The following is a 12389-nucleotide window of genomic DNA, read 5'->3' as shown; positions in this document are numbered from 1 at the left end:
TAATAAGTAATAAGTAATAAGTAATAAGTAATAAGTAATAAGTAATAAGTAATAAGTAATAAGTAATAAGTAATAAGTAATAAGTAATAAGTAATAAGTAATAAGTAATCTTTCCAAAATGTCATTGCGAGGTAACGAAGCAATCTCTGTTAAAATTTGTTATTCTATTTAGTTTTCAGCTTTCCATTTACCATTATCTATTTAATTTTATGAAAACCATAGAAAAAACTGTATATAATGATAATCTATTCGATCGAATTTTTATTGCCTTATTTTCTCGAAAAATGGCGCAAGCGGTAGGAAAAAAACACTACTTAAAAGGTTATCAAGGTTTTGTCGATTTATCTCAAGAAATAATGAAAGGGCGCAACGCCCAACAACAACAAGAATTAGTCTCGATCGTGCTAAAATCTTTAGTACCCTCTCCCGTTTTATTCTTAATTCGTACCCTTGTTACTCCCAATAAATGGGTATGTGAATCTAACGCTTGGTTTTCTACCATTTTGTTTCAATGGTTAGTCGGAAAATCGACAATTCAAGAAGTAGAAATAACTACCAAAAATAATCAAATTCGGAAACAAAAAAGCGGTGTCAAAATCGAAAAGTGTCGCTATTTAGAAGACAGTGGTTGCGTAGGAATGTGTATCAATATGTGTAAATTACCTACCCAAAAATTTTTTACCGAATCCTTTGGTATTCCTTTAACTATGACTCCCAACTTTGAAGATTTTAGCTGTGAAATGGTGTTTGGACAATACCCCCCCGATTTAGATACAGAAGAAGCGAGTAAACAACCCTGTTTGCAAAATCACTGCCCCACTGCTAGTACTTTTTCTAAACCTTGTCCTAAAATTTATGACTAGGGTAAAATGAAGTTAATTAAAAAAATTTTGCGTTTTTTTATACTAGGCTTAACTTTCTTTTTTATTATCTCTACATTTCGACAACATTGGCAGGAAATAAAAGATATTCAATTTACTTTTTTTACCTTGTTAATGTTTATTGTTAGCCTAATTTTAAATATAATAGCACATACTTTTTCTGCTTGGGTGTGGACATGGATTTTACATATTTTTCAGACAAAATTGCGAGGTTTAAAAGCGATTAATATTTATTTAATTACCAATATTAGCAAGTATTTACCGGGTAATGTTTGGCATTTTTTCAGCAGGGTAAAAGCCATTCAAGCTGAAGGTGATAGTCTATCGATCGCAACGGTAAGTGTTATTATAGAACCATTATTAATGGCAGTATCAGCATTATTAATTACCCTAATTAGTGCCAGTTTTGGGATTATAAATCTTAGTTTTACTCCTTTATTTTTATTAATTTATAGTTTAATTATTGCTATCTTAATCGGTATTCATCCGAAAATAATGAATCCTATCTTAAGCAAGTTAGCAAAAAGTAAAGGTAGTAATGAAAGTGCAAAGTTAACTAAATATCCTCTGTTACCCTTATTCGGAGAAAGTCTTTTTTTACTGCTAAGAGGATTAGCTTTTTTATCTGTTTTAATAGCCTTTATGCCTATCAAATTAACCTTAATTCCTCAAGTATTAAGTACATTTAGTTTTGCTTGGTTACTAGGTTTAATTGTACCCGGTGCCCCTGGAGGCATCGGCATTTTTGAAGCGACAATTCTTGCTAGTTTTGATTCTGCTATCTTTCCTTCTCAAATAGTTTTAGTGGTGATAGCATTGTTTAGAATTAGCAGTATTTTTACTGAGTTAATTACCGCAGGATTTGCAGTTTTTGCGAATAAATATTTGTTGGTGAAATGTCTTTAAATTTAAGACTTATAGTACAATATAAAAAGTTTGATCTAAATATTATTAAATCTATTCTTTTTCCCTCTTCCGTCTTAGAAATTAGTTTTTTGTCATTATAAATTGAACTAATAAAATACAATTTTACCTCGACTTTGAAAAAACCTGGCTTAGGAATGAGGATTTAATAAAATAGAAAAGTTTATTTTAAGAGATTGCTTCAGATTGTTTTGTAATCTTGCAATGACAATAAGACTTAATTAAATTATTGAATTTTCATTCCTTAATAAAACAAAATTACTAAAAAAAACTATGAAAATTTCGACTACAAATTGGCACTGTTCGATCGCACAATTAAACCCGATAATCGGAGATATTAGCAGTAATGCTAAGAAAATTAAAGAAAAAGCCGAATTAGCAGTTAAACAAGGTGCGAAATTACTTTTAACGCCTGAATTATCTCTTTGTGGTTATCCCCCTAGGGATTTACTTTTACACAAAAGTTTTATCGATGCTATGGAGGCTCAATTACAGCAATTAGCCCAAGAAATTCCCAGCGAAATTAGCGTATTAGTAGGATTTGCTAGTTTTAACGCCTTTGCCCATGAACAGGGTACAAAACCCCTTTATAATAGCGTTGCTTTAATTAATAATGGTAAAATTCACCAAATCTATCATAAAAGACTTTTACCTACCTACGATGTATTTGAAGAAGATAGATATTTTAGCGCAGGAAATGAGGTTAATTTTTTTACTTTAGATGGTGTAAAAATCGGGTTAACAATTTGTGAAGATTTATGGAATGATGAGCAATTTTGGGGTAAAAAAACTTATGCCATAAATCCCATTCAAGACTTAGTTAATGAAGGGGTTGATTTGATTATAAATTTATCAGCATCTCCTTATATTGTCGGGAAACAAAAATTGAGAGAAGGATTATTAAAGCATATTGGCAAAAAATATCAAACTCCGATTATTTATGTTAATCAAGTAGGGGGTAATGATGATTTAATTTTTGATGGTTTTAGTTGTGCTGTCAATAAACAAGGAGAAACTATTGCGAGATGTCACCCTTATCAAGAAGATTTAATTTGTTTAGAATTGGATAAAAATAGTTTAGATTTAGTGTCAAATTATCTTCAAGATTTAATTGATTGTGAAGAAGAAGAAATTTATCAAACTTTAGTATTAGGTGTTAAAGATTATGCTCGAAAATGCGGTTTTTCTAAGGCAATTTTAGGATTAAGTGGCGGTATTGACTCGGCTTTAGTGGCAACTATTGCTGTATCTGCCCTAGGAAAAGAGAATGTTTTAGGTGTTTTAATGCCCTCCCCTTACAGTTCAGATCATTCTGTAATTGATGCTGAAAATTTAGTTAAAAACTTAGGGATAAATAGTGAAAAAATAGCCATTCAAGAAGGAATGAATAGCTTTGATTTAATGTTAAATTCTCTGTTTAAAGATACAGAATTTGGGGTTGCAGAAGAAAATTTACAGTCGAGAATTAGGGGAACTTTATTGATGGCGATCGCCAATAAATTTGGTTATTTATTATTATCAACGGGGAATAAATCAGAAATGGCAGTAGGATATTGTACCCTTTATGGAGATATGAATGGAGGTTTAGCAGTCATTGGTGATGTACCGAAAACGAAGGTATTTAATATCTGTAAATGGATTAATAGAAATGGGGAAATAATTCCTCATAATATTTTAATAAAACCTCCTAGTGCTGAGTTAAAACCAAATCAAAAAGACGAGGATTCTTTACCACCTTATGATATTTTAGACGACATTTTAGAACGTTATATTAATCAACATCAATCCATGAATGATATTGAAAAAGCCGGGCATAATTTAGAGACAATTAAAAAAGTTATAAAATTAGTTACCCGTGCCGAGTTTAAACGAAAACAAGCTCCTCCTGTACTTAAAATAACCGATCGAGCATTTGGTACAGGTTGGAAAATGCCTATTGCTTATAAATTATATTCCCTTAATTAATCTGATCTTTTTCCCGACAATTTTCTTTAATGATTAGCAATTAAAAAACCTATTTTATGAGATTTAATAATTTTGGGTTGGTATTCCCTTGATTCTCTTGGTAAAAGCATATCCCATTGCCCCTCTGCAAATATCAAGAGATTACTCATCATAATTAATCCTGTCGTGGCAAATTGCCAACCTCCAAATAAGGGTAGAAAAAAGATACTGACACTATGGATAACGGTTGCAATCACAAAGGCTCTCGATCGAAGTCCCCAAGCGGTGAAGCCATAACCGATGGCACTTAAAATCAACCATAGATGGCATAAATGAGCAAGGATACTCCAATGATAAAAAATGGCACAGTCAGTAATAATAATGCCGATAATCATTAATGTTACCCATCCATAGAGTAACCAAGAGAGATTTTCTTGAGTTGTCCAAGAATGGGTTAAATAAATCATGGCAATAACGGCAATAAGGGTAATGATAGACCAAAAAATGGCTTGATCTGACCAATTAATAGGCAAAAATTGCCCCCCCATAAAAATAATTCCTGCCACAATTCCCCAACAAATCATGGCTTGATCAATACAAGTGTAAATACCAGACAAATTAAGATACTGAAGGGGGGTGACTTTGAGACACCCCAAAGAGGTTAACGGTTGTGGATTAAAGGATAATTGCTTTTTTTGTAAAATTGGTTGCTGAGGCTTAAAAAAACTCATTAATTATATATGAAAAATTATAAAGTGAAATTATGATATAAATTTTAATCTTTTTAACAAAAGTTAATACTATTCTATAACATCTTCTTAATATAAGATTCAAAAAATTAGAGAAAGAGGGAAGAGGGGGGAGATGGGGGAGAAAGTGCTTTAAAATCTTAATTTATCGGAAATTGGCGAGGAAATTTTGTCCGTCTAGTGTGCCTTGTCCGATTAAATTATTGATAGAGTTACCAGCACCCAACTCAACAGTAAAGAATCCTGTGGCATCAGCCATGCCCGATCGATCGACTTGTATCCTGATACTATAGGCATCTTTTTGGGTTTGTCTTCCTTCAAAGTTGAAGCTATTACCATTTTGGAAAATTAAAGATACTCTGGCTTTTTGTTGACTGTCCACACTAACAAATACGGAAGTAATATTTTGATTGGGACGAGATTGAAGGGTAAATAATCCTTCTCCTGATTGTTGAATATTGAGATTTGGTGTGTTTTCGGGTTTAGAGGAGGTTTGATTGCCACGGAAAATAGTGCGAAAATTTTGCCCGTCTAAAGTACCTTGACCATTTAACAAACTGATCGTATTATCTCTTTTATACTCAAGTAATAATGAGCCTTGGGCATCTGCCATACCTGAATTAGTGAGGTTAATTCTGCCTTGAGTAGCACTTTGTCGAGAAAAATCTCCGTCTAGGCGCACGGTGCGATGATCACTTAAAAATAAGGTAATTTGGGCTTTATTATCTGTTCCAATAGTAACAGAAGCTGATGTAATATTCATGGGTTTTGTCCGTCCTAAACTCCATGTACCTTTACCCTGATTGAGTAAGTTGATTTGATTACTTTGGGCTAATACTGGATGATTAAGATTGGGCATTATTACTGTTAAAGGTGACAACAATAATGTGGCACTAAGTACGATCGATGAGGACTTTGATTTTAAATTGGATAATATCATCTATTTTGAGAATTGATAAATTTTAAATTAGGAATATTATAGCTATTATTAATAGGATTACAAGAAGCAAAAGAACAAAAAGCAGAATATTTAGTCAATATGCTGATACACAAATTAATAATCACAAAGGCATACTCTGATTCAAAGAATCAAAACTATTCCCTTTTCCCTTTTCCCCTACCTTAACCAAAATATTTTTTCAGCAGACTCTAATTATTATCAACAAATTGTTGACGATATTTTTGAGCTTCTTCGTGATACCCTCCTTTTTCGTAGTATTTAATTGCGGTTTCTAAGTCATCCATTTTGATACAAGCCATCGCCGCTTTATCCCATTTTTCTAAAAATTGCCATAATTGAGCGGTTTCTTCCCATTTTTCTTGGTATTCGCACACAGTAGCTAATTTTTCCCAGTTAGAGACTTTTCGCCAACATTCTTCGGCTTTTTCCCACTCTTGAGCTTTTTCGTAACACGCTCCTGCTCGTTCAATTTCATTGACTAATAACCACGCTTTACCAGCTTCAGCCCATTTTTGTTGATATTCACAGATGAGGGCGACTTTTTCCCATTTCCAGACTTTACGCCAACATTCTTCGGCTTTTTCCCACTCTTTGACTTTCTCATAACACTGAGCGGCTTTTTCTCCTTTATTTGCCTGTAAATAAGCCGATGCGGCTTTTTCCCACTCTTGTAATTGCTCACAAGCATGACCATATTTTTCCCAATTATGGGATTGTTGCCAATATTTAGCCGCTCTCTCCCAATCTTGACAGTTTTCGTAGCAAAGGGCGGCTTTTTCTATCTGATTCGTCTTCAACCAATCGTAGGCGGCTTTTTGCCATGTTCCTTGTTGTTTACAAGCGTTTTCTACTTTATCCCAGTTTTCCAATTTTGTCCAACAGTCTTCGGCGAATCGCCAATGTTTACCTTCTTCGTAGCAAAGTGCGGCTTTTTCTATTTCTCCTAAGTTTTGCCAACAATGCCCTGCCTTTTCCCACTCTCCTAGTTTTTCCCAGATTTGAGCCGATTCTAGCCATTTTTCCTGTTTTTCTAACATCTTAGCGGTTCGATCGCTCCTTTGCAATTCACGCCAACATTTTTCTGCTAATTGCCAATATTGTCCTTCTTCATAGCACAAACCAGCTTTTTCCATTTCCTTAACTTTTTCCCATGCGATACCAGCTTTTTGCCATTCCCCTAGATTTTCCCAGCTTTCGGCGGCTTCTTGCCATTTTTCTTGTTTTTCACAAGCTAGAATAATCCTTGTCCAATTTTTCGCCGCTAACCAACATTTTTCGGCTTTTTCCCATGCCTCGCACTGCTCATGACACAAGGCTTCTAACTCATGGGGATTGGTTTTACTCCATGCTTGAGCGGCTTCCGCCCACTTGTCTTGTTGCTGTAAACAAATCGCAACAAAACCCCAATAACCTAATTCCTTCCACAAATTTTCGGCTTTACGCCATTGACTTGCTTTTTGATAACAGAAGGCAGCTTTTTCCGTTTCCGTAATTTTGAGCCATGTTTTCGCCGCTAATTCCCAATTTTCTTCTTGTTCATAGGATAATGCTAATTCTTCCCAATTTCCTAATTCTTCCCAACATTTTTGAGCGGCAGTCCATTTTTCCGCTTTTTGCCAACAGTAAGCCGCTTTTTGGACATTACCGCCCTTTTGCCAACAATTACCCGCTTTTTCCCACTGTTGCGTTTCTTCCCAAATGATAGCTACTCGATCCCATTTATTCAACTTTGTCCACATCTTAATAGCTGACGTAGCTTGATCATGTTCTCGATAATATTTATCAGCTAATTCATAGTATTTATTAGCTTGGGTAGTGAGATTTTTAGCTTGACATTCATCTCCTGCTAATTCCCAATTATGTTCTTTTTCTAAACAGCGCAATTTACCGTCAAAATCATTAGCTTTTTCATAACAAAATTGAGCTAATTTATAGTCATTTTCTTGCTCAAAATAAAGTCCTCTTTTTTGCCATTCTTCGGGGCTTAATACTCCCCATTTTGCTAACCAAAGTTTTTTGTCAACTTCATTCCAACAGTTAATTGCTTCGTCAAAAATCCCTAATTTACTCCAAATATCCCCAGCTTTACCCCAGTTTCCTTGCTCTTCTTCTAATAATGCTTCTACTTTAGCCGCTCCTTCTATATCGTTATATTTTTGATAAATTTGACTAACTATTTGATAGGCTTTATCGGTACTTTTTTCTAAATATTTTTGGGTAATTATTCCCATTTCTTTTTCTGAATATTCATTTTCAAAAAATGCCTCTAATTCTGTTTCATAACCAATATCTATTAAGTGATTAATATTAGAATCATTCCATACCTCATCAATAAATTCATCATAAAAATATAGCTTTTTCTGGGTAATATTTGCACAAGTATATATCTGATTATATTTAATATTATTTAAGGTTCGATCGTCTATTCCCTGATTATATTCTGCGATTTTAGTAAACATTTTCCACACTAAAACCTGTTTAAATTCCAAATTTTCAATTTCTGTAAATAGAATAATTCTTTGACTATCATTAGGAAAAAGATTACTTAATTGACTTTTTTCTTTTTCATCAAAAACTACGATCGAACCATCAATACTAAAATTATTTTTATCCATCAAAAATTCTGGGTTAATGTCAGAAACAATTAAAGGTTTACAATCTCCTTTTAACCAAGAAAAATGATGAATATTTTTACCCGATAAACTAGCAACTTTTACTCCTAATTCAGCAATATTATTACAATAAGTAAAGTTATGAGTTAACTCCCGGGGTTCGATTAATTCTCTAATTTGTTTCCAACTAGATAATTTACGATAGGATTCTACTAAGATTTTTTTAATGCGATTCCAAATCAAATTTTTGTTAATTAAATTAATCTCATTATCGCTCACAAAAAATATTTGAGGATAATAATTTTTATCATCATTAACTTTTAATAATTTGAGAATAAATTGTAATTGTAACTCTGTTAAGGTGTTAACTCCATCCACATAAATCGCTTCGTATTCTCCTTGATAATTGTCAGGAAATTTCATTAACAAATATCTAGTTAAATCTAATTCATCCCAATAATTTTGAGACTCTAACCAATCTTGATATTTAGTAGCTAAACCATAAATATATTTAAAATCTGTATTAGCGGGGAAAACGCTTTGATTTTTTAAAGCTAAATATTCTTCTAAGGAAATTAAACTTTTACCACTTTGTAATAATTTGCTAGAACTTTTAATCAGTTGTCTAATTTCTAACCATAAATCATCAACTTGAATATTATAAATTGTTTGTTGTTTAAAAAACTGCTCAGTAAATTTATATAGAGTAATTTGTCTTTGGGAAAGAAATTTTTGGGTGAAAATTAAAGGATATTTGTCAATCAGACTTTTGGTTAAAGAAAGATAATGATAAGTATTAATAGATTCGTGAAAATTATGTTGATTCAGGAATTTTTTAGCCTCTTTTACTGCGAACTTATTTTCTGTTAAAAACAGTATTTTTTCCTCTCCTTTTTTACTCAATATATGGGCTTGATTTAAAGCTGAATATAGAGCTAAAATACTTTTTCCTGTGGATTTATGTCCTGTGATTAATACGGGAAAACTAGGATTTTGAGTTAAAATTTTATATTGTTCTTGAGAAACTAAATAAACTTCTGTGGATTCTTCTTGTTGCGAAATATAGAAATAAAAATCTCGATCGAGCAGGGTAAAATCTTCGGCATTAAACAGATAATTTTCATTGGCTAAATTATTAATATTTTCTTCTTTTTGGTTGTTATGAGTTCGATCGACATCTAGTGTTTTAGTGGGAATATCTATACTATTTTTAATCGTGAGTAAGTTATTTAATTGACTATCTTTTTCAACAAAAGCGATAATTTTAAATATATTATGGTTCTGATTTTTTTTAACAAAAACTAAAGTTTCTAATGAATTATTATAGGGAATGCTACTAACAATTTCGGTATCTTCTTCTAACATTAAAGATACTTGATTCGCCATGTCAGATTTAGTGAATATCTGAGAAAAATTATTGAGAAAATTAGTCCGTGTTTGTAATGGCAAAGTATTCAGTTTTGACCAAAGGTTAAAAGAAACGGAAATCAGAATGTCTGTGGAGGTCATAATTTAATACACCTATATATGTTCGATCGAGCCTAACTCATACCTAATAGTATAAATCAATAAGTCGGGACTTACGCATCTTAATCTTGAAAATCGATGATGAGAAGAGGGAAGAAGAGAACAGGTGGACTATGTATCAGAAGATTTAGATACTTTCTAGCTAAACTTATTATTTATTTTTTAAAAAATGTTAAGATTTCATATTAGAATGATTAATGATAGTGTATATAGAGCAGACCAATCAAAGTAATAATTATCAAATAATATGTCAGGCGATTACTACGAAATTCTAGGCGTTTCCCGCAGTGCAACAAAAGACGAAATAAAATCAGCTTATCGTAAAATGGCACGGAAGTATCATCCCGATGTTAACAAAGATCCGGGAGCGGAAGAACGTTTTAAAGAAATCAATCGAGCTTATGAAGTATTATCCGAACCAGAAACGAAAGCCCGTTACGATCGATTTGGAGAAGCGGGAGTAGGGGGAGCAAGTTCTGGAGGAGTAGGCTTCGATCCCAATGATATGGGGGGATTTGCCGATATTTTTGAAACTTTTTTTGGAGGGGGATTCGGAGGCGGTGGTGCTGGTACTGCTACTCGTCGTCGTGGTCCTACTAGGGGGGATGATTTACGGTTGGATCTTCGGTTAAAATTCCGAGAGGCAATTTTTGGCGGAGAAAAAGAGATCAAAATCCCTCACTTAGAAACCTGTCAAACCTGTAACGGTAGTGGTGCGAAAGCTGGTAGTTCTCCTAAAACCTGTGGCACTTGTGGCGGTACAGGACAAGTTAAACGAGCGACAAGAACTCCTTTTGGTAGCTTTGCTCAAGTTTCCACCTGCCCCACTTGTAACGGAGAAGGGCAAATCATCGAAGAAAAATGTGATTCCTGTGGAGGACAAGGTAGAAAACAGGTTAACAAAAAACTGAAAATCACTATTCCCGCAGGAGTTGACAACGGCACTCGTTTAAGAGTCACAGGAGAAGGGGATGCCGGTAGTCGTGGCGGTCCTTCGGGAGATTTATATGTATATTTAGCCGTAGAAAACGATACTCACTTTAAACGAGACGGTATAAATATTCTTTCAGAAATGACCATTAGTTATTTACAAGCGATTCTCGGTTGTCGTTTAAAAGTACCTACCATTGACGGTGAGCATGAAATTACCATTCCTGCTGGTTTACAACCTAATACAGTGATGACTTTAGAAGATAAGGGAGTGCCGAAGTTAGGTAATTCTGTCAGTCGGGGGAATCATTTGTTAACGATTAAAGTGGACATTCCCACTAAGATTAATTCTGAAGAACGGGAATTGTTAGAAAAATTGGCTCAAATTAAGGGTGAGCATACTTCTAAGAAAGGTTTTGAGGGCTTTTTCGAGAGTATCTTTCATAAGTAGGCGTTGTGCCATAGTTTTTTTGATGAAGGCAAGGAAGAGGAAAGATTTTTATATTTGCATTTCACCTAATACCTAGTACCTAACACCCTTTTCGAGTAAGCTCAAACGCATTTAACTTGCATTTTTTATTAATTCTTGAAAATAACTACAACTCTTACCTATTCCCTATTTCCGCTTCCCTTTTCCCTCTCTTAATCAATAAACTGAGATGCATCCTAGCTTAATTTATCATACTTAAAGTAGAAGAGCCTAAATTGTTTAATTGTAAAATTTTGATTCATATAACTAACCTATTATAATAAGTGAATAAAAGTTAAAAAACGATTATGGCTACAGTTATTAATGTTGAACCTTTGATAAAGCTAACCAGTGAAGCATTTTATCAATTATGTCTGACTAACCCTGATATACCGATGGAAAAAAGTCCTCAAGGAGATTTAATTATTATGCCACCTGTCGGCGGAGAAAGTGGAAATCGAGAAGCTAATTTAACGATTAAGTTAGGGATATGGAATCTTCAATATAAATTAGGACAGGTTTTTAGTTCATCAACTATCTTTAAATTACCTGAAGGGGGCGATCGATCTCCAGATGTTGCTTGGGTATCACAGGAAAAATGGGACAGTTTAACCTTAGAAGAAAAAAAGAAATTTCCTCCTGTTTGCCCTGATTTTGTCATCGAATTAAGATCAGAAAGTGATAGACTTAAACCGTTACAAGAAAAGATGAAAGAATATTTGAATAGTGGCTTGAGGCTAGGGTGGTTAATCAATCCCCAAGATGGGGAAGTCGAAATATATCGTGCTGAAAAACCTGTGGAAGTGTTAAAAATACCTTGTGTTTTATCAGGAGAAGATGTGTTACCTAATTTTGAGTTAGAAATGGATATTAACGGTTAAGGCAACCAGTTTTCATCTAAAATTTGTTCTAAGGGTTCGATCGAATTTTTGGGAAAAGTCTCTAAAGGGAGTTGCGATCGAATTGAAGCAATTTCTCGTGCATCTTGATAACATTCTTCATAGATTTCTGATAGATAACGTTTTAAACTAGGACTGTCTTGTAATTCATCTCGAATTAATTGCCGAAAATTCATTATTTCACCCCGCCAATGAGATTGATTTCTTTCGATTTCTGATTCCCAATATTTGATTTTGAGTAAATGTTCTAATAAATTTCTTAATAGACTTTTAAGTTTCTTTTTATCCCTACGACTCAAAGCTGAAACCTCCTCAATTAAATTGTCTAAATCTAAATCATTAAACTCTTTATTTTCTAACTTGTTTACTGTGTCTAATACCCAAAGATTATAGTCAATATCATATAAACTTTTTGTTTCAGTTTTTAATTGAGCTATCATTAATTATTCTCCTAATTAACTATTTGATTTTAGTGTAACAACTTTGATGATTA

At 33.4% G+C, this 12389-nt stretch carries 9 protein-coding genes; 5 read left to right on the top strand and 4 right to left on the bottom strand.

What is annotated here, in order from left to right; all coding sequences use genetic code 11:
- Positions 1-209: 209 nt before the first annotated feature.
- The 3 genes from ACN4EE_RS13760 to ACN4EE_RS13750 all read left to right on the top strand — a co-directional run bounded on the left by ACN4EE_RS13760 (position 210) and on the right by ACN4EE_RS13750 (position 3770).
- On the top strand, positions 210-863 hold the full coding sequence (locus ACN4EE_RS13760; protein WP_431707028.1) for a DUF4033 domain-containing protein: 654 nt from the start codon (positions 210-212) through the stop codon (positions 861-863).
- Between the two features lie 6 nt (positions 864-869).
- Complete coding sequence (locus tag ACN4EE_RS13755) at positions 870-1787, top strand: lysylphosphatidylglycerol synthase domain-containing protein (RefSeq protein WP_431707027.1); 918 nt, start codon at positions 870-872, stop codon at positions 1785-1787.
- A gap of 291 nt (positions 1788-2078) precedes the next feature.
- Complete coding sequence (locus tag ACN4EE_RS13750; RefSeq protein ID WP_431707026.1) at positions 2079-3770, top strand: NAD+ synthase; 1692 nt, start codon at positions 2079-2081, stop codon at positions 3768-3770.
- Positions 3771-3796: 26 nt separating this feature from the next.
- Here ACN4EE_RS13750 and ACN4EE_RS13745 read toward each other — a convergent pair whose 3' ends face one another.
- The 3 genes from ACN4EE_RS13745 to ACN4EE_RS13735 form a co-directional block, all read right to left on the bottom strand.
- On the bottom strand, positions 3797-4480 hold the full coding sequence (locus ACN4EE_RS13745; RefSeq protein ID WP_431707025.1) for a hypothetical protein: 684 nt from the start codon (positions 4478-4480) through the stop codon (positions 3797-3799).
- Positions 4481-4643: 163 nt separating this feature from the next.
- Entirely contained in the window at positions 4644-5438 is a 795-nt protein-coding gene (locus tag ACN4EE_RS13740) for a hypothetical protein (RefSeq protein ID WP_431707024.1), read from the bottom strand.
- Between the two features lie 209 nt (positions 5439-5647).
- Complete coding sequence (locus ACN4EE_RS13735; RefSeq protein WP_431707023.1) at positions 5648-9580, bottom strand: tetratricopeptide repeat protein; 3933 nt, start codon at positions 9578-9580, stop codon at positions 5648-5650.
- 265 nt (positions 9581-9845) lie between these two features.
- On the opposite strand from ACN4EE_RS13735, the gene dnaJ reads away from it, so the two are divergent.
- A complete protein-coding gene (gene dnaJ, locus ACN4EE_RS13730) occupies positions 9846-10979 on the top strand; it encodes a molecular chaperone DnaJ (protein ID WP_431707022.1) in 1134 nt (377 codons plus the stop codon).
- A 326-nt stretch (positions 10980-11305) separates the two neighbouring features.
- The gene (locus ACN4EE_RS13725; protein WP_431707021.1) at positions 11306-11878 is read left to right on the top strand and encodes a Uma2 family endonuclease; all 573 of its coding nucleotides are present in this window, start codon (positions 11306-11308) and stop codon (positions 11876-11878) included.
- Here ACN4EE_RS13725 and ACN4EE_RS13720 read toward each other — a convergent pair.
- The gene (locus tag ACN4EE_RS13720) at positions 11875-12336 is read right to left on the bottom strand and encodes a DUF29 domain-containing protein (protein WP_431707020.1); all 462 of its coding nucleotides are present in this window, start codon (positions 12334-12336) and stop codon (positions 11875-11877) included. The genes ACN4EE_RS13725 and ACN4EE_RS13720 overlap by 4 nt on opposite strands.
- Positions 12337-12389 lie beyond the last annotated feature (53 nt).

Source organism: Geminocystis sp. CENA526 (genome assembly GCF_050753365.1).
Classification (GTDB): Bacteria; Cyanobacteriota; Cyanobacteriia; order Cyanobacteriales; family Cyanobacteriaceae; genus Geminocystis.
Note: the sequence above shows the minus strand (reverse complement) of the source record. Positions and strands in the feature narration are given on the sequence as shown.

Bases quoted from the DNA above. Each gene is read 5' to 3' on its own strand.
- ACN4EE_RS13740 (WP_431707024.1), bottom strand. From the start codon at position 5,438: ATGATATTATCCAATTTAAAATCAAAGTCCTCATCGATCGTACTTAGT.
- ACN4EE_RS13725 (WP_431707021.1), top strand. From the start codon at position 11,306: ATGGCTACAGTTATTAATGTTGAACCTTTGATAAAGCTAACCAGTGAA.
- ACN4EE_RS13750 (WP_431707026.1), top strand. From the start codon at position 2,079: ATGAAAATTTCGACTACAAATTGGCACTGTTCGATCGCACAATTAAAC.
- ACN4EE_RS13720 (WP_431707020.1), bottom strand. From the start codon at position 12,336: ATGATAGCTCAATTAAAAACTGAAACAAAAAGTTTATATGATATTGAC.
- ACN4EE_RS13745 (WP_431707025.1), bottom strand. From the start codon at position 4,480: ATGAGTTTTTTTAAGCCTCAGCAACCAATTTTACAAAAAAAGCAATTA.
- ACN4EE_RS13735 (WP_431707023.1), bottom strand. From the start codon at position 9,580: ATGACCTCCACAGACATTCTGATTTCCGTTTCTTTTAACCTTTGGTCA.
- ACN4EE_RS13755 (WP_431707027.1), top strand. From the start codon at position 870: ATGAAGTTAATTAAAAAAATTTTGCGTTTTTTTATACTAGGCTTAACT.
- dnaJ (WP_431707022.1), top strand. From the start codon at position 9,846: ATGTCAGGCGATTACTACGAAATTCTAGGCGTTTCCCGCAGTGCAACA.
- ACN4EE_RS13760 (WP_431707028.1), top strand. From the start codon at position 210: ATGAAAACCATAGAAAAAACTGTATATAATGATAATCTATTCGATCGA.